This is a genomic window from Zoogloea sp. GDB6 (assembly GCF_056724105.1).
Genome location: NZ_CM161497.1, coordinates 1,799,087 through 1,815,830 on the forward strand (window position 1 = coordinate 1,799,087; position 16,744 = coordinate 1,815,830).

At 63.8% G+C, this 16,744-nt stretch carries 14 protein-coding genes and 1 riboswitch; of the genes, 11 read left to right on the forward strand and 3 right to left on the reverse strand.

The features are described from left to right. Positions 1–78 precede the first annotated feature (78 nt). The 3 genes from gcvP to gcvT form a co-directional block, all read right to left on the reverse strand. Positions 79–2,970, reverse strand: coding sequence for an aminomethyl-transferring glycine dehydrogenase (gcvP, locus tag AC1PQG_RS08120; RefSeq protein WP_481122092.1), 2,892 nt, complete (start codon positions 2,968–2,970; stop codon positions 79–81). A 73-nt stretch (positions 2,971–3,043) separates the two neighbouring features. Next, a complete protein-coding gene (gene gcvH, locus AC1PQG_RS08125) occupies positions 3,044–3,421 on the reverse strand; it encodes a glycine cleavage system protein GcvH (RefSeq protein ID WP_481122093.1) in 378 nt (125 codons plus the stop codon). Between the two features lie 55 nt (positions 3,422–3,476). Next, a complete protein-coding gene (gcvT, locus tag AC1PQG_RS08130; protein ID WP_481122094.1) occupies positions 3,477–4,559 on the reverse strand; it encodes a glycine cleavage system aminomethyltransferase GcvT in 1,083 nt (360 codons plus the stop codon). A gap of 180 nt (positions 4,560–4,739) precedes the next feature. After that, positions 4,740–4,834, reverse strand: a riboswitch (glycine riboswitch). A gap of 53 nt (positions 4,835–4,887) precedes the next feature. Between gcvT and AC1PQG_RS08135 the strand changes: the two genes are divergently transcribed. The 11 genes from AC1PQG_RS08135 to infB all read left to right on the forward strand — a co-directional run bounded on the left by AC1PQG_RS08135 (position 4,888) and on the right by infB (position 16,742). Then, positions 4,888–5,766: an alpha/beta fold hydrolase gene (locus AC1PQG_RS08135; protein WP_481122095.1), complete on the forward strand. Its 879-nt coding sequence runs from the start codon at positions 4,888–4,890 to the stop codon at positions 5,764–5,766. Then, a complete protein-coding gene (locus AC1PQG_RS08140; protein ID WP_481122096.1) occupies positions 5,763–6,602 on the forward strand; it encodes a 3',5'-nucleoside bisphosphate phosphatase in 840 nt (279 codons plus the stop codon). Before AC1PQG_RS08135 ends, AC1PQG_RS08140 begins: the two co-directional genes overlap by 4 nt. Positions 6,603–6,623: 21 nt before the next feature. Next, complete coding sequence (locus AC1PQG_RS08145) at positions 6,624–7,247, forward strand: L-threonylcarbamoyladenylate synthase (RefSeq protein WP_481122097.1); 624 nt, start codon at positions 6,624–6,626, stop codon at positions 7,245–7,247. A 97-nt stretch (positions 7,248–7,344) separates the two neighbouring features. Beyond that, the gene (locus AC1PQG_RS08150) at positions 7,345–8,004 is read left to right on the forward strand and encodes a site-2 protease family protein (RefSeq protein ID WP_481122098.1); all 660 of its coding nucleotides are present in this window, start codon (positions 7,345–7,347) and stop codon (positions 8,002–8,004) included. Between the two features lie 6 nt (positions 8,005–8,010). Continuing rightward, a complete protein-coding gene (locus AC1PQG_RS08155) occupies positions 8,011–9,213 on the forward strand; it encodes a tryptophan--tRNA ligase (protein WP_481122099.1) in 1,203 nt (400 codons plus the stop codon). A 67-nt stretch (positions 9,214–9,280) separates the two neighbouring features. Further along, the gene (locus tag AC1PQG_RS08160; RefSeq protein ID WP_481122100.1) at positions 9,281–10,123 is read left to right on the forward strand and encodes a segregation and condensation protein A; all 843 of its coding nucleotides are present in this window, start codon (positions 9,281–9,283) and stop codon (positions 10,121–10,123) included. After that, positions 10,101–10,676 (forward strand): SMC-Scp complex subunit ScpB, encoded by a 576-nt coding sequence (gene scpB, locus AC1PQG_RS08165; protein WP_481122982.1) that lies wholly within the window; start codon positions 10,101–10,103, stop codon positions 10,674–10,676. The genes AC1PQG_RS08160 and scpB overlap by 23 nt, the downstream gene beginning before the upstream one ends. A gap of 178 nt (positions 10,677–10,854) precedes the next feature. Then, positions 10,855–11,802 carry a 23S rRNA pseudouridine(2605) synthase RluB gene (gene rluB / locus AC1PQG_RS08170; protein WP_481122101.1) on the forward strand — a complete coding sequence of 316 codons (948 nt, stop codon included), beginning with the start codon at positions 10,855–10,857 and terminating at the stop codon, positions 11,800–11,802. Positions 11,803–11,935: 133 nt separating this feature from the next. Beyond that, entirely contained in the window at positions 11,936–12,364 is a 429-nt protein-coding gene (gene rimP, locus AC1PQG_RS08175; RefSeq protein ID WP_481122102.1) for a ribosome maturation factor RimP, read from the forward strand. Between the two features lie 21 nt (positions 12,365–12,385). Continuing rightward, on the forward strand, positions 12,386–13,858 hold the full coding sequence (gene nusA / locus AC1PQG_RS08180; RefSeq protein WP_481122103.1) for a transcription termination factor NusA: 1,473 nt from the start codon (positions 12,386–12,388) through the stop codon (positions 13,856–13,858). Positions 13,859–13,877: 19 nt separating this feature from the next. Beyond that, a complete protein-coding gene (infB, locus tag AC1PQG_RS08185; RefSeq protein ID WP_481122104.1) occupies positions 13,878–16,742 on the forward strand; it encodes a translation initiation factor IF-2 in 2,865 nt (954 codons plus the stop codon). Positions 16,743–16,744: the final 2 nt, after the last annotated feature.

Consider the following 16,744-nt stretch of genomic DNA (forward strand, 5'->3'; position numbering starts at 1 on the left):
GTCGTCGTGCAAGGTGTAAAAAAGCCCGGGATGTCTCCATCCCGGGCTTTTCATTTTTCGGCCAGTGTTGGGCTGGCTTCAGGCCAGTTCGTCCATCGGCACACAGGAGCAGAACAGGTTGCGGTCGCCGTAAACGTCGTCGATGCGGTTCACGCTCGGCCAGAACTTGTTGTCGCCGACCCAGGCCAGCGGGAAAGCGGCTTCCTGGCGGGAGTAGGGGCGATCCCAGTCGCCGAAGAAGTCGGCCTGGGTGTGGGGCGCGTTCTTCAGCGGATTGTTGTCGGCCGGCATGCGACCTTCCTCGATCGCGCGGATCTCGGCCCGGATGCTGACCATTGCGGCGATGAAGCGGTCCAGTTCGCCCTTGTCCTCGGACTCGGTGGGTTCGACCATGATCGTGCCGGCCACCGGGAAGGACATGGTCGGGGCGTGGAAGCCGTAGTCCATCAGGCGCTTGGCGATGTCCACCTCGCTGATGCCGGTGGCGGCCTTGATCGGGCGGATGTCGAGGATGCACTCGTGGGCGACACGGCCCTGACTGCCGGTGTACAGCACTGGATAGTGGGCGCTCAGCTGGCTGGCCACGTAGTTGGCGTTGAGGATGGCCACCTTGGTGGCGCGCTTGAGGCCGCGGCTGCCCATCATCGTGATGTACATCCACGAGATCGGCAGGATGCTCGCGGAGCCGAACTGAGCGGCTGAGACCGCGCCTTGGCCTGCGTTGGGGCGATCTTCAGTGCCGGTGGCTGCGACGGTGTGGTCGGCCATGAAGGGCGCCAGGTGGGCCTTCAGGCCGATCGGGCCCATGCCCGGTCCGCCGCCGCCGTGGGGGATGCAGAAGGTCTTGTGCAGGTTCATGTGGCTCACGTCGGCGCCGATGGTGGCGGGGGAGGTGAGGCCGACTTGGGCGTTGAGATTGGCGCCGTCCATGTAAACCTGGCCGCCGTATTGGTGCACGCTGGCGCAGATCTCGCGGATGGCTTCCTCGAAGACACCGTGGGTGGACGGATAGGTGATCATCAGTGCGGCCAGCTTGTCGGCGTGCTGGGCGGCCTTGGCCTGCAGGTCGGTCAGGTCCACGTTGCCGTTGTCGTCGCAATTGACGACCACCACGTCCATGCCGCACATCTGCGCGGTGGCCGGGTTGGTGCCGTGGGCCGACTTGGGGATCAGACATACGTTGCGGTGCTGCTCGCCGCGGGACGCGTGGTAGCGGCGGATCGCCACCAGACCGGCGTATTCGCCCTGGGCGCCGGAGTTGGGCTGCATGCAGATCGCGTCGAAGCCGGTGATCTCACGAAGTTGTGCGGCGAGGCCATCGATCATCTCCAGGTAGCCGGTGGTCTGGTCCGCCGGAGCAAAGGGGTGGATGTCGGCGAATTCGGGCCAGGTGACCGGGATCATCTCGCTGGTGGCGTTGAGCTTCATCGTGCACGAGCCCAGAGAGATCATCGAGTGGTCGAGGGCCAGGTCGCGGTTCTGCAGGCGCTTCAGGTAGCGCAGCATCTCGTGCTCGGTGTGGTGGGTGTTGAATACCGGGTGGGACAGGATGGCGTCGTTACGCAGCAGGGCTTCCGGCAGATTGCCGCCGCGGCTGGCGACCTGGGTGTCCAGCGCCGCCACGTCGGCCTTGGCACCGAAGGCTTCTAGTAGCGCGGCGATGTCGGCGATAGTGGTCTTCTCGTCGATGGAGATGCCGAGTCCCTTGCCGTCCACGTGGCGCAGGTTGTAACCGGCGGCCTGGGCGGCTGCGTAGATGGTGGTGCTGCGTTCGTCCGTGGCCACCTGCAGGGTGTCGAAGAAGCTGTCTGCCGCCAGCTCGAAGCCGGCTTGCCGGAGGCCCTCGGCGAGCACTGCAGCCAGGCGATGGACGCGGGCGGCAATGGTGCGCAGGCCTTCCGGACCGTGGTAGACCGCGTACATGCCGGCCATGTTGGCCAGCAGGACCTGGGACGTACAGATGTTGGAGTTGGCCTTTTCGCGGCGGATGTGCTGCTCGCGGGTCTGCAGCGTCATGCGCAGGGCGGTCTTGCCGCGGACGTCCTTCGACACGCCGATGATGCGGCCCGGCATGGAGCGCACGTGGGCTTGGCGGGTGGCGAAGAAGGCGGCGTGGGGGCCCCCGAAGCCGAGGGGTACGCCGAAGCGCTGGGCCGAGCCGAGGGCGATGTCGGCACCCAGCTCGCCGGGCGACTTGAGGAGCACCAGTGCGAGCAGGTCGGAGGCGACGGCGACCACCGCGCCCTTGGCCTTCAGTGCGGCGACCGGTGCAGCGATGTCGCTGACTTCACCGCGCTCGTTGGGATACTGCAGCAGGGCACCGAAGACTTCGTGGCGGGCGGCATCTGCCACCGGGCCGACGATCAGCTCGAAGCCGAAATAGGCGGCACGGGTGCGCACCACGTCGAGGGTCTGCGTGAAGACGCCCTCATCGACGAAGAAGGCCTGGCTCTTCACCTTGGAAATGCGGCGCGCCATCGCCATCGCTTCGGCCGCCGCGGTAGCTTCGTCGAGCAGCGAGGCGTTGGCGAGTTCCAGGCCGGTGAGGTCGATGACCATCTGCTGGAAGTTCAGCAGCGCTTCCAGGCGGCCCTGGGCGATTTCTGCTTGATAAGGCGTGTAGGCGGTATACCAGCCCGGGTTCTCCATCACGTTACGGAGGATGACCTTCGGCGTGATGGTGTCGTAGTAGCCCATGCCGATGAGGGACTTCTTCAGCACATTCTTGCCGGCGATGGTCTTGAGCTTGGCGAGGGCGACGTGCTCCGGCGTCGGTTCGCCGAGGGCCAGCGGCGCGGGCAGGCGGATGCCGGCAGGCACGGTCTGGGCGACCAGGGTGTCCAGAGAGTCGACGCCGACGGCGGCGAGCATGGCCGGCAGCTCGTTGGCACAGGGGCCCAGATGACGGCGAATGAAGTCGTCGCCCTGTTCGAGCGTGGCGAGCGGGGCGGAGAGAAGGGTCTTCGACATGGGAGAAACTCGGGTTGGGTTACAGCAACAGCAGGGTGGGGCGCGCCGGCCGGGCGCGCCCGCGAAGGGGTGATCAGCCGATGGCTGCTTCGTAGCCGGCGGCGTCCAGCAGACCGTCCACGTCGGCGGCGTTGGCCGGCTTGATCTTGAACAGCCAGGCGGCGTAGGCGTCGGCATTGACGGACTCGGGGGCGTCCACGGCGGCCTGGTTGGCTTCGAGGATCTCGCCGGCGACCGGCGCGTAGATGTCGGAGGCGGCCTTGACGGATTCGATCACGGCGATGGCTTCTTCCTTGGCGACGACGCGGCCGGCTTCCGGCAACTCGAGGAAGACCACGTCGCCGAGGGCTTCTTGGGCGTGGTCGGTGACGCCGACGGTCAGGGTGCCGTCCGCTTCGACGCGGACCCATTCGTGGGAGGCGGTGTAGCGCAGGTTCGCGGGAGTGTTCATGGTATGTCCTTGTTCAAGTCGATGAAGGGGAATGGGGTTCGATGCCGTGCAGCTGTCAGGCCAGCGCCTTGCCGTTGCGGGCAAAGGGGGCTTTTACCACACGGGCCTTGAGGTGCTTGCCGCGGATCTCGACTTCGACGGCGTCACCAGCAGCCACGCCGAGTGGCAGGCGGGCCAGCGCGATGGATTTTTCCAGCGTCGGCGAGAAGGTGCCGCTGGTGGTTTCGCCCTCACCCCGGGCGGTGATCACCTTCTGGTGGGAGCGCAGCACACCTTTGTCTTCGAGGATCAGGCCCAAGGTCTGCTTGCCCGCGCCCTTGGTGACGAGGGCTGCCTTGCCGACAAAGTCGCGGCTTTCGTCCTTGAAGTCCACCGTCCAGGCCAGGCCGGCATCCAGCGGGGATACCGTATCGTCCATGTCGTTGCCGTAGAGGGCCATGCCGGCCTCCAGGCGCAGGGTGTCGCGTGCTCCGAGGCCGCAGGGCTTGACGCCGGCAGCGACGAGGGCGTCCCAGGTAGTGACGGCCTTGCCGACCGGCAGGGTCAGCTCGAAACCGTCCTCCCCGGTGTAGCCGGTGCGGGCGATGAAGATGTCGCCGAACTCGGCGGCCTGGAACACCTTGAGGCCGGCGGATGCGGCCTCGGTGCCAGGAAGGGCTGCCCAGGTCTTGGCGCGGGCGTTGGGGCCTTGCACGGCGATCATCGCCAGGTCGCGGCGCACGGCGAGCGTGGCCTGCGTGCCGGTGGCGGCCAGGCGTTGTTGCATCCAGGCCACGTCCTTGTCGGCAGTGCCGGCATTGACGACGATGCGGTAGCTGGTGTCGGACAGAAAGTAGACGATCAGGTCGTCGATGACACCGCCCTGTTCGTTGAGCATGCAGGAGTAAAGCGCCTTGCCGGGTTCGGTGAGCTTGGCCACGTCGTTGGCGATCAGGCCGCGCAGGAAGGCCTTGGCGTCGGCACCCTCCAGGTCGAGGGCGAGCATGTGGGAGACGTCGAACATGCCGGCGTCGCGGCGCACCGCGTGGTGCTCCTCGATCTGCGAGCCGTAATTGACCGGCATATCCCAGCCGGCGAAGTCGACCATGCGGGCGCCGGCGGCGATATGGGAGGTGTAAAGCGGGGTTTGTTGGGCCATGAGGCTCTCCGTGACAATCGTTCCAGTGTAGAAAAGCAATGGGGCCGATGCGACGTGAATTCGCCTCGGCCCCATCTGTCCTTTGTACCTGAGAGATTGCAGCGGTCTAGACCTTCTGCGTGCCCCTTCGGTGGATGCGGCCTGCGCGTTGGGCAGGGGGCATCACTCTCCAGATTCTTGATTCGTCGGCGGTCCTTTTGCCTGAGCGGTTCCGGGGGTTGCGCCTTCGGCGGTTCGCGGCATCAGGCCGGCGAACGCTCTCCCACACGACGGCGCGCACCTTACCATCGAGGGCGAGGCGCGACAAGGGTCTGATACACTATTAAAGATGATCCCTTCCAGAAGCCGTTTTGTCGGCATCCGAGGCCTGCGTTACCACCTGCGCGAGTGGGGGCGTGAAGGCGCTCCCAAGCTGTTCATGCTGCATGGATGGATGGATGTTTCCGCATCTTTCCAGTTCATTGTCGATGCTTTGCAGGCTGACTGGCACGTTATTGCGCCCGACTGGCGCGGCTTCGGCCAGACGGAATGGGCGGGCTCCGATGCCTATTGGTATCCGGATTACTTGGCCGACCTGGACGCGATTCTGCGTGTTGTTGCTTCCGATGAGTCGGTAAATCTGGTCGGTCATAGTTTGGGCGGCAACGTCGCCTGCCAGTACGCCGGGGTTCGGCCCAGTCGCGTTGCAAAGCTTGTTGCCCTTGATGCCTTCGGCTTGGCAGACAGCCGGCCGGTCGATGCGCCGGGACGACTGGAGAAATGGTTGTTGCAGCTCGAAGCCGACTCGACCTTTCGGGGGTATCCCGATCGGGATACGCTGGCCGCCAGACTGCAGGCGGACAATCCGCGACTCACGCCTGACAAGGCTGCTTTCCTTGTCAGGCACCTTGGCGAGCCCGATGGCGATGATGGTATCCGAATGGCAGGTGATCCCGCCCATCGCCGGGTCAATCCGATCTCCTATCGGAGAGCGGAGGCGCTTGCGTGCTGGCGCAGGGTGACGGCACCGACCTTGTGGATCGAACCGGCCGATCCGGCTCTGCGTCGGCGGCTTGGTGTCAGCGATGAGGCCCATGCGGAAGGGAAGGCGTGTTTCCGCAATTTCCGAGAGGTCGAAGTTTCCGACTCCGGCCACAACCTGCATCATGATCAGCCGGAAATCGTCGCGCGGATCATTGAGACTTTTTTGTTGTCGAATACGCCATGAATGCTCTGAACGCCGATCTGCACTGCCACTCCACCGCGTCCGACGGAACTTTGGCTCCGGCAGAGGTCGTTCGCCGCGCGAAGGTTAACGGCGTGGAGCTGCTAGCGCTCACCGATCACGATGAACTGCTCGGCCTGGGCGAGGCAGTTGCGGCGGCCGATGAGGTTGGTCTGCGCTTCGTGCCCGGCGTGGAGATCTCGGTGTCCTGGCTGGACCAGACGGTGCACATGGTGGGCCTGGGCATAGACCGGACTAATCCTGCCCTCGTTGCCGGTCTTGCCCAGGTGCGCAGCGGGCGGGACGGCCGCGCTGCGCGCATCGCTGCCGAACTCGAGCGGATCGGTATCTCCGGCGCGCTGGAAGGCGCACTGGCCTACGCCGGCAATCCGGCGCTGCTCAGCCGTGCCCACTTCGCGCGGTTTCTCGTCGAAAGAGGTTGTGCCAAGAACGTCCATGACGTCTTCCTGCATTATTTGGCCCGCGGCAAGCCGGGTTATGTGGAGCACGTGTGGGCGACGCTGGAGGATGCCCTCAGCTGGATCAAAGGTGCGGGAGGGCTGGCGGTGATCGCCCATCCGGGCCGCTATCGCCTGAGCCACGCGGAGATGGATATCCTGCTGGAAACCTTCCGCGACCGTGGTGGCGACGCCGTTGAAGTGTCTTGCGGTGCCCACGATGGTGGGCAGGTGCTGGCTTTCGCACGCCTGGCCCGCAAGTTCGGGTTGCTGGCGTCGCGGGCTTCCGACTTCCACGGCCCGGAGGACAGTCCCATCGACCTGGGGAAGGCGCCTCCGCTTCCCCCTGACCTTACGCCGGTGTGGACGCGCCTGGTGTGAATTCCATTGTTTGACTGAATCATGGCCCAGTTCTTCTCCGTTCATCCTGAACAACCCCAGCAGCGGCTGATCAAGCAGGCTGCCCAGATCATGCGCGACGGCGGCCTCATCGCCTTTCCCACCGATTCCGCATACGCCCTCGGTGGGCGCACCGGCGACAGCCCGCTGCTGGCGCGCATCCGGCGTATCCGTGACGTGGATGAGCGTCACCAGTTCACGCTGCTGTGCCGTGACCTGTCGGAAATTGCCACTTACGCACGTGTCGACAACACGCAATACCGCCTGCTGAAGGCCACCACGCCTGGGCCTTATACCTTCATCCTCGAAGGCACCAAGGAACTGCCGCGACGGGTTCTCCATCCCAAGCGCAAGACGATCGGCATCCGTATTCCGGATCATCCGGTGGTGTCGGCGCTGCTGGCCGAACTGGGTGAGCCGATGTTGAGCTCGACGTTGTTGCTGCCGGACGAGGAGCATCCGCTGACCGACGCCGAGGAGATTCGTGATCGGCTCGAGAAGGATGTCGATCTGGTGATCGAGGCGGGCGCCTGTCGCGGCGAGGCGACGACGGTCATTGACCTGACCAGCGGTGTGCCCGAGTTGGTGCGCGAAGGGCGGGGCAGTCTCGAGCCCTTCGGTCTGTGAGCGGCTTGCAGGGCGCGCCGTTCGACCGCATCGCGAGCGCGGAGGGGGGGATGGCCTGCGGCTCTGTTAGAATCGCCGGCCTTCGGTAGCGCCTGCCATGCAAGAACTGATCACCACCCTGACCATCTGGGCCTTGCCCGTTCTCTTCGCCATCACGTTGCACGAGGCCGCTCATGGCTACGCGGCACGTCATTTTGGCGACACGACGGCAGAGCAGGCCGGGCGGATCAGCCTCAATCCACTGCGTCACATCGATCCGGTGGGCACGGTGCTGGTGCCCGGGCTGATCATTGCGGCGAGTGCGCTAGTGGGCGGCTCGCCGATATTGTTCGGCTGGGCCAGGCCGGTGCCGGTCAATTTCGGCCGCTTGCGCAATCCGAAGGCGGACATGCTGTGGGTCGCGGCGGCCGGGCCGCTTGCCAACCTGGTGATGGCCATCGGCTGGGCGCTGCTGTTCCGGCTCGCAGCGGCATCGCCGGACAACATGTATGCGTTGCCGATGGCGAAGATGGCCGATGCCGGCATCCAGATCAACGCGGTGCTGATGTTCTTGAACCTCGTGCCGCTGCCGCCGCTCGACGGTGGCCGTATTGTCGTGAGCCTGCTGCCCGCGCGGCAGGCCTACAAGTTTGCGCAGATCGAGCCCTATGGTTTTCCGATCCTGCTGTTGTTGCTGTTCACCGGCATTCTGGGCGACATTCTCGGACCGCTGGTGGCCTTGTTCCGTTTTGCCATCGCAATCGTTTTTGGACTCTGACATCCCATGTTCGCTGAACGCGTCCTCTCCGGCATGCGCCCCACCGGGCGGCTCCACCTCGGCCACTACCACGGTGTGCTGAAAAACTGGGTCAAGCTGCAGGCGGAATATCCCTGCCTGTTCTTCGCGGCCGACTGGCATGCGCTGACCACCGACTATGACAACCCCCGCGGTATCGAAAACAGCGTGTGGGATATGATCGTCGATTGGCTGGCGGCAGGGGTCGATCCGTCCCAGGCGACGATCTTCATCCAGTCCCGCGTGCCCGAGCATGCCGAACTGCATCTGCTGATGTCGATGATGACGCCGCTGGGCTGGCTGGAGCGGGTGCCGACCTACAAGGACCAGCAGGAAAAGCTGGTGCACAAGGACCTGTCCACCTACGGCTTCCTCGGCTACCCGCTGCTGATGAGCGCCGACATCCTGATCTACCGCGCCGACAAGGTACCGGTTGGCGAGGATCAGCTGCCCCACGTGGAATTCACGCGCGAGCTGGCCCGGCGCTTCAACCACATGTATGGTCGTGAGCCCGGCTTCGAGGAGAAGGCCAAGGAGGCTGTCAAGAAGCTGGGTTCCAAGCGTGCCAAGTTGTACGAGGAATTCCGTACGCGTTTCCAGCAGAACGGCGACGAGGAGGGGCTGGCCCTCGGCAAGGCTTTGCTGGAGGAAACCCAGAACCTGTCGTTGGGCGACCGGGAGCGTCTGTATGGTTACCTGGAAGGCAGCGGCAAGGTGATCCTCGTCGAACCCGATGCGCTGCTCACCGAGGCTTCGCGCATGCCTGGGCTGGACGGCCAGAAGATGTCCAAGTCCTACGGCAACACGATCTTCCTGCGTGAAGAGGCGGAGACCGTCTCGAAAAAGATTCGCACGATGCAGACCGACCCAGCCCGTGTCCGGCGCACTGATCCCGGCAATCCGGAGAAGTGTCCAGTGTGGCAGTTCCATGTCATCTATTCCGACGAGACGACCCGCAACTGGGTGACTCAAGGGTGTACGAGCGCCGGCATCGGCTGCATCGAGTGCAAACAGCCGGTCATCGATGCGGTGCTGAGGGAGCAGGACGTAATGCGCGAGCGTGCCCAGCCGTATCTGGACGATCCGTCGCTGGTGCGCAGCATCGTTGCCGACGGTTGCGACAAGGCCCGCAAGCTGGCCCAAGAGACCATGCGTGAAGTGCGTGACTCGATGGGTTTGAGTTATAGCTGACGGTGCTGCGGATGCGGAATGAAGGTCGGCTTGGGGGTGGTGTTCCCGGCATGCTAAGGTGCACGGCATGGACGGGGGGCTGACCGCTCCGCTGGATCCGGCGCCCGCTGTCGAACCCTTGGAGGGGGTGATAGGTCGGATGTATGGTCAGCCGATCTTCGCCCTGCCCAAGGACCTATACATTCCGCCCGACGCGCTGGAGGTCATTCTCGAAGCGTTCGAGGGGCCGCTCGACCTGCTGCTCTACCTGATCCGCAAGGCCAACATCAACGTCCTCGACATTCCGATGGTGCCGCTCACGGCGCAGTACCTCGAATACGTGGAGGCCATGCGCCAGCACAACCTGGAGCTGGCGGCGGATTACCTGCTGATGGCGGCGACGCTGCTGGAGATCAAGTCGCGTATGCTGCTGCCGCGGCCGCCGCGAGCCGACGAGGCGGAGGAGCTCGATCCGCGGGCGGAGTTGGTGCGCCGGTTGATGGAATATGAGCAGATCAAGATGGCGGCCGTGCGGCTGGATGCCATGCCGCGGGTTGAGCGGGATTTCGAGTGGGTTGGCGTCTTCGTGGCTGAGAAGGTTGTCGAGCGTTTGCCGGAAGTGAGCCTGCACGATCTGCAACTGGCCTGGCTCAAGATCGCCAGGCAGAGTCGTCTGCGGCGGAACCACACGATCCAGCGTGAAGAACTGTCGGTGCGCGAGCACATGACCTTGATCCTGCGCAAGTTGCAGGACGACGCATTTGTAGTATTTGAATCCCTGTTTGATCCCGAGCTGGGCGTTGCCGGATTGGTGGTCAGTTTTTTGGCTACCCTTGAGTTAGTGAAGGAGCGCCTAGTTGTGGTGACTCAGAACGAGGCCTTTGCGCCGATCTACGTGAAGCGTGCCTATAGTGAGCGTGCAGACGCCTGAGCAATTCAAGCTGGTGCTCGAAGCAGCCTTGCTGGCAGCAACGTCGCCGTTGCGGGTGAGTGAGTTGAGGCAGTTGTTTGAGCCTGATCCGGGGGCGGATACGATTCGCCGCCTGCTGGCTGAACTGACTGCGGATTGGCAGGGGAGGGGCGTTGAACTCGTTCAGACGGCCGGCGGCTGGCGCTTCCAGACTCGTCTGGAATATCAGGTGTATCTCGACAGGCTAAAGCAGGAGCGCCCGCCCAAGTATTCGCGGGCGGTGCTGGAAACCCTGGCGATCATCGCCTACCGGCAGCCGGTGACCCGCGGCGATATTGAGGATGTCCGCGGCGTGATGGTGTCGAGCAGTGTATTGAAGACCCTCGAATCCCGAGGATGGGTAGACGTGGTGGGGTACCGGGATACGCCAGGGCGGCCCGGCCTGTACGCCACGACGAGAAAATTCCTGGAGGACCTCGGTTTGCGCAGTCTGACCGAGTTGCCTCCGTTGACTGAAATCGAAAGGATCATGGATCTTGTCAACCTCCCAAAAACCGAAGAATCGGCCGTTTAGGCCCAAGACCGGCAAGCCGGCAGCCGCGGGCGGTCGCCCGGGTGGAATGGCGGACGGGGGCCCTACGGGCGGCCGTCGCGGGCGCGGGCAGTCTGCGGGCGAAGCTGCGCGCCGCGGGCGGTCCGAGTATGACCAGGACGGCGGGCGTCAGCCGAAGAGCAACGCCTCGGCCATTGGCGTGAGCGACTTGGGTGGTGGTCGCGGCAACTGGCGGGGGCGCCGCAGTGCGCCTGGGGCTTCGGATGTTGCCTATCCGTTGGCCAGCAACGAGTTGCTGCCGCCCGCTGAGGGCGAACACCGGCGCAAGCCTCAGGAAACCACTTACACCGAGCCGCAGCGGTTGCACAAGGTGCTGGCTGCGGCCGGAATCGGCTCCCGTCGCGAGATCGAGGAGTGGATCGTGGCCGGCCGTATCTCCGTGAACGGCGAACCTGCCGACGTGGGGCAGAAGGTGGGGCCCGGGGATCGGGTGCGCATCAACGGCAAGTTGATGCCGCTGCGCTTTGCGCCGCGGATCCCGCGAGTGGTGCTGTATCACAAGCCCGAAGGAGAGATCGTTTCCCGGGACGATCCTGAAGGTCGCCCGACGGTGTTCGACCACCTGCCGGTGCTGCGCAAGGGCCGCTGGATCGCGGTCGGCCGGCTGGACTTCAATACTTCCGGCCTGTTGCTCTTCGTGAACGACGGGGATCTCGCCAACAAGCTGATGCATCCCCGCTACGAACTGGATCGGGAGTACGCAGTGCGTATTCTCGGTGAGCTCGACGAGGCGCAGCGCAACGCGCTGTTGCAAGGGATCGAGCTGGAGGATGGTCCGGCCAAGTTCAATACGCTGCTGGATGCCGGTGGTGAGGGCGCCAACCGTTGGTACCGGGTGACCTTGTCCGAAGGCCGCAACCGTGAAGTGCGGCGGATGTTCGAAGCCCTAGGCCTGACTGTCAGCCGCCTGATGCGCGTCCGTTACGGGCCGGTGCTGCTACCGTCACGCCTCAAGCGCGGCATGTGGGAGGACATGTCGGTGGAGGATGTCTGTGCGCTGGCCGGGTTGCCGAAGCCTGTCGATGCTGGCGACAAGGGGCGGCGGTCAGCTCGTCAGCCCCGTCGCCAGACGGCATCTCCCCGTTGACGAAGGGTTGAAATTGCGCCCGCTTCGGCGGGCTGGTATAATCCTTTCGTTTTACCGGTTCGAAAGAACCGACATCCGGTCGAATTTAAACAGGGATGGGCGTTTCGCCCATTTTTCATTTGTGGGCTAGGAAATGGAGTTGCTGAAACTTATCGAACAGACCGCGGAAGGCCTTGGCTATGAGCTGGTCGACTTCGAAACCTCGCCCCGTGGGCGCCTGATGCGGGTGTTCATCGATTCGCCGAACGGTATCACGGTGGACGATTGCGCCACTGTGAGCAATCAGCTGACCCGGATCTTTGAGGTCGAGAACGTCGATTACGACCGTCTCGAAGTCTCCTCCCCCGGGTTGGATCGGGCTCTCAAGAAGCCCGCCGATTTTGAACGTTTTGCCGGACAGGATGTGCAGCTACGGTTGAGCATGCCGATCGCCAATCAGCGTAATTTCGCCGGTGTGTTGCAAGGTCTGAAGGATGGCGTCGTCGTCATCGAAACGGAAAAGGGGTTGATGGAGATCCCGTTTGAAGAAATTGAAAAGGCCCGCCTGGTACCCAGGTTTTGAGGGATTTGGAGGTTAGCAGGTATGAGCCGCGAAATTTTGCTGTTGGTTGATGCGCTGGCCCGCGAGAAGAACGTTTCGAAGGAAATCGTTTTCTCTGCGCTGGAATCCGCGCTCGCTCAGGCGACCAAGAAGCGTATTCACGACGAAGCCGACGTGCGTGTGTCCATCGACCGGGAAACCGGCGATTACGAGTCTTTCCGTCGCTGGCAGGTGTTGCCCGACGAAGAGGTGGACAATGACGAAGCCCAGATGGGGCTGATCGACGCCCGTGAAGAATACCCGGACATCCAGGTTGGCGATTTTGTGGAAGAGGCGCTGGAGCCCATCGACTTCGGCCGTATCGGTGCGCAGGCTGCCAAGCAGGTCATTCTGCAGAAGGTGCGCGACGCTGAGCGTGAGCAGATCCTCAGCGACTTCCTCGAGCGCAAGGAGTTCATCATCTCCGGCGCGATCAAGCGCATGGAGCGTGGCAATGCGATCATCGAGGTCGGTCGTCTGGAGGCTGTGCTGCCCCGCGACCAGATGATCCCGAAGGAAAACCTGCGCGTCGGGGACCGAGTCAAGGCTTATCTGCTGCGCATCGATCGTGGTGCCCGCGGCCCGCAACTGATTCTGTCGCGCACTGCGCCCGAATTCGTGATCAGGCTGTTCGAACTCGAAGTGCCGGAGATCGACGACGGTTTGCTCGAGATCAAGGCTTGTGCCCGTGACCCCGGCCTGCGCGCCAAGATCGGCGTAAAGTCCAACGATCCCCGCATCGATCCGATCGGTACCTGTGTCGGTCTGCGTGGTTCGCGCGTGACGGCGGTCCGTAACGAGATCGGCGGCGAGAATATCGATATCGTGCTGTGGTCGCCGGAGGCTGCCCAGTTCGTGATCGGCGCACTACAACCCGCGGAAGTGTCTTCCATCGTCGTGGATGAGGAAGCCCATGCGATGGATGTGGTCGTCGATGAAAACAACTTGGCCATCGCCATCGGGCGCAATGGCCAGAACGTGAAGCTGGCTTCCGAGCTGACCGGCTGGACCATCAATCTGATGACCGAAGCCGAATCCGAGCGGAAGTCCGAGGCCGAGCACAGCACGGTTCGCCAGTTGTTCATTTCCAAGCTGGATGTGGACGAAGAGGTGGCTGACATCCTGATCGACGAGGGTTTCTCGTCCCTCGAGGAAATTGCTTACGTGCCACTGGCCGAGATGCTGGAAATCGAGTCGTTCGACGAGGACACGGTCAATGAGCTGCGCAATCGTGCGCGTAACGTGCTCCTGACTGAGGCCATCGTGACCGAAGAGCAGTTGGAGTCCGTCGCTGAGGACATGCTGGGGCTGGAGGGGATGGATAAACCCCTGGCTGCCAAGCTGGCCCAGGGCGGTGTGCATACCCGTGATGAGTTGGCCGATCTGGCAGTGGATGAACTGATGGAAATGTCGGGGCTGGACGAAGAGCGGGCGAAGAATCTGATTACCAAGGCGCGCGCGCACTGGTTCGAGTAATACCCGGAGGTTCATCAAGATGGGACAGACAACCGTTACACAATTTGCCGGCGAACTCAAGATGCCGGCCTCCGTGTTGCTCGAGCAGTTGCAGAAGGCTGGCGTAGACAAGGCGAAGGAAACCGATCTGCTCTCCGAGCAGGACAAGAATCGTCTTCTCGACTTTCTCCGCCGGGCCCACGGCGACTCCGCGTCCAAGGCGAAGATCACCCTGACCCGCAAGCAGACCAGCGAGATCAAGGCGACCGACTCCACGGGGCGTGCGCGCACCGTGCAGGTCGAAGTACGCAAGAAGCGCGTCTTCGTTAAGCGCGACGAGACACTGGTGCCTGAGACTGCGGCGGCTGCAGCCATGGCAGAGTCGGCGGAGGCGGATATTGTCGTCCCTGAGCTTGAGATGGTGGCGGAGCCGGCATCGGTGGAGGTAGAGGTCGTGGCGGCTCCTGCTCCTGAGCCGGAACCCGAGCCTGTCGTTGAGGTGGCTCCGGAACCTGAACCTGAACCTGAACCCGAGCCGGTCCCCGTGCCCGAGCCCGTCGTCGAGGTGGTGGCGCCCGCTCCCGTGGTCGAGGCCGTCGTGCCGACGCCCGAACCGGCCGCCCCTGAGCCTGTTGCTGCTGCGCCTGCGAAGGAGGTTACGCCGCCGCCGCAGCAGCGTCCGGTGCGCCGTGTCGTGGTCGGCTCGATCCTGTCTGCCGAAGAGAAGGCGTCCCGCGAGCGCGAAGCGCAGCGTAGCGCTGAACTGGCAGCCCGTCAGGCGGCCGATCTGAAGGAAAAGCAGGAGCGCGAAGCGCGCGCTCGCGCTGCGATGCTGCAGCGGGCCGAAGAAGAGAAGCAGCGTCAGGCAGCAGCCGAAAAGGCCAAGGCTGAAGGTGAAGCCGCAACCAAGTCCGGCACGCTGCACAAGCCCGCCAAGGCGGACGACAAGGGTGCGCCGCGCAGCAAGGACGGCAAGAAAGTGGTCGCCAAGGAGGCTGCAGGCGACTCCAAGCGTCGTGGCGCAGGCATCAAGACCCGTGGCGATACCACGGGTGGTGCTGGTGGCTGGCGTGGTGGCGGCCGTAGTGGCGGTCGCAATGGTGGCCGTCAGCAGGATACCCAGAGCTTCGTTGCCCCGACCGAACCCATTGTGCGCGAAGTGCATGTGCCGGAGACGATCTCCGTTGCGGACCTCGCCCACAAGATGGCGATCAAGGCCACCGAGGTCATCAAGGCCCTGATGAAGATGGGCACCATGGTCACCATCAATCAGGTGCTGGATCAGGACACGGCGATGATCATCGTCGAGGAAATGGGCCACAAGGCGATGGCGGCCAAGCTGGACGATCCGGACGCCTTCCTCGAGGAAAACGCCGAGCACAAGGACTTCGCGCTGGAGCCGCGCGCTCCGGTGGTGACCGTGATGGGCCACGTCGACCACGGCAAGACGTCGCTGCTCGACTACATTCGTCGTGCCAAGGTGGCTGCTGGCGAAGCTGGCGGCATTACCCAGCACATCGGCGCCTACCACGTGGAAACCGAGCGTGGCATGGTGACCTTCCTGGATACCCCGGGTCACGAGGCCTTTACGGCAATGCGTGCTCGTGGTGCCAAGGCCACTGACTTGGTGGTGCTGGTGGTGGCGGCGGACGACGGCGTGATGCCGCAGACCAAGGAAGCCATCCACCACGCGAAGGCGGCGGAAGTGCCGCTGATCGTGGCGGTCAACAAGATCGACAAGCCGGGCGCCAACCCCGAGCGCGTGCGCCAGGAGCTGATTGCGGAAGGCGTGGTGCCGGAAGCCTACGGCGGCGACACCATGTTCGTCGAAGTCTCGGCCAAGACCGGCCAGGGTATCGACGACCTGCTTGAAGCCATCCTGCTGCAGGCCGAAGTGCTCGAGCTGACGGCTCCGCAGGAGTCCATGGCCAAGGGCCTGATCATCGAAGCCCGCCTCGACAAGGGCCGCGGCCCGGTGGCCACGCTGTTGGTCCAGTCCGGCACCCTGCGTCGTGGTGATGTTCTGCTGGCTGGCGCTACCTTCGGTCGCGTCCGTGCCATGCTCGATGAAAACGGCAAGCCCATCGAAGAAGCCGGCCCGTCCATCCCGGTCGAGATTCTTGGCTTGTCCGAGGTTCCGGGCGCAGGTGACGAGGTCGTGGCGCTGGCCGACGAGCGCAAGGCGCGTGAAATCGCCCTGTTCCGCCAAGGCAAGTTCCGCGATGTGAAGCTGGCCAAGCAGCAGGCCGCCAAGCTGGAGAGCATGTTCGAGCAGATGGGCGAGGGCGAGGTGAAGACCCTGCCGTTGATCATCAAGGCCGACGTGCAGGGCTCCCAGGAGGCGCTGGCCCACTCGCTGGTCAAGCTGTCCACCGACGAGGTTCGCGTGCAGGTCATCCACGGTGGTGTCGGCGCGATCAGCGAATCCGACGTCAACCTGGCTCAGGCTTCCGGCGCGGTCATCATCGGCTTCAACATCCGTGCCGATGCCAACGCCCGCAAGCTGGCCGAGACTTTCGGTGTTGATCTGCGCTACTACAACATCATCTACGACGCCGTTGATGAGGTGAAGAGCGCGCTGTCCGGCATGCTGGCGCCCGAAAAGCGCGAGCAGGTCCTGGGTATGGTCGAAGTCCGTCAGGTCTTCACGATCTCCAAGGTCGGCACCATCGCCGGTTGTTACGTGCTGGAAGGCCTGGTCAAGCGCAACTCACTGGTTCGTGTGCTGCGCAACCACGTGGTCATCCACAGCGGCGAACTTGAGTCGCTCAAGCGCTTCAAGGACGACGTCAAGGAAGTCAAGTTTGGCTACGAGTGCGGCCTGCAGGTTCGCAATTTCAACGATCTTCAGGAAGGCGACCAGCTCGAGATCTTCGAGATCCAGGAAATCGCCCGGACGCTGTAAGC

Excerpts from the sequence above, each read along its gene's own strand:
- gcvP (WP_481122092.1), bottom strand. The coding sequence starts at position 2,970 with ATGTCGAAGACCCTTCTCTCCGCCCCGCTCGCCACGCTCGAACAGGGC.
- gcvH (WP_481122093.1), bottom strand. The coding sequence starts at position 3,421 with ATGAACACTCCCGCGAACCTGCGCTACACCGCCTCCCACGAATGGGTC.
- gcvT (WP_481122094.1), bottom strand. The coding sequence starts at position 4,559 with ATGGCCCAACAAACCCCGCTTTACACCTCCCATATCGCCGCCGGCGCC.
- AC1PQG_RS08135 (WP_481122095.1), top strand. The coding sequence starts at position 4,888 with ATGATCCCTTCCAGAAGCCGTTTTGTCGGCATCCGAGGCCTGCGTTAC.
- AC1PQG_RS08140 (WP_481122096.1), top strand. The coding sequence starts at position 5,763 with ATGAATGCTCTGAACGCCGATCTGCACTGCCACTCCACCGCGTCCGAC.
- AC1PQG_RS08145 (WP_481122097.1), top strand. The coding sequence starts at position 6,624 with ATGGCCCAGTTCTTCTCCGTTCATCCTGAACAACCCCAGCAGCGGCTG.
- AC1PQG_RS08150 (WP_481122098.1), top strand. The coding sequence starts at position 7,345 with ATGCAAGAACTGATCACCACCCTGACCATCTGGGCCTTGCCCGTTCTC.
- AC1PQG_RS08155 (WP_481122099.1), top strand. The coding sequence starts at position 8,011 with ATGTTCGCTGAACGCGTCCTCTCCGGCATGCGCCCCACCGGGCGGCTC.
- AC1PQG_RS08160 (WP_481122100.1), top strand. The coding sequence starts at position 9,281 with ATGGACGGGGGGCTGACCGCTCCGCTGGATCCGGCGCCCGCTGTCGAA.
- rimP (WP_481122102.1), top strand. The coding sequence starts at position 11,936 with ATGGAGTTGCTGAAACTTATCGAACAGACCGCGGAAGGCCTTGGCTAT.
- nusA (WP_481122103.1), top strand. The coding sequence starts at position 12,386 with ATGAGCCGCGAAATTTTGCTGTTGGTTGATGCGCTGGCCCGCGAGAAG.
- infB (WP_481122104.1), top strand. The coding sequence starts at position 13,878 with ATGGGACAGACAACCGTTACACAATTTGCCGGCGAACTCAAGATGCCG.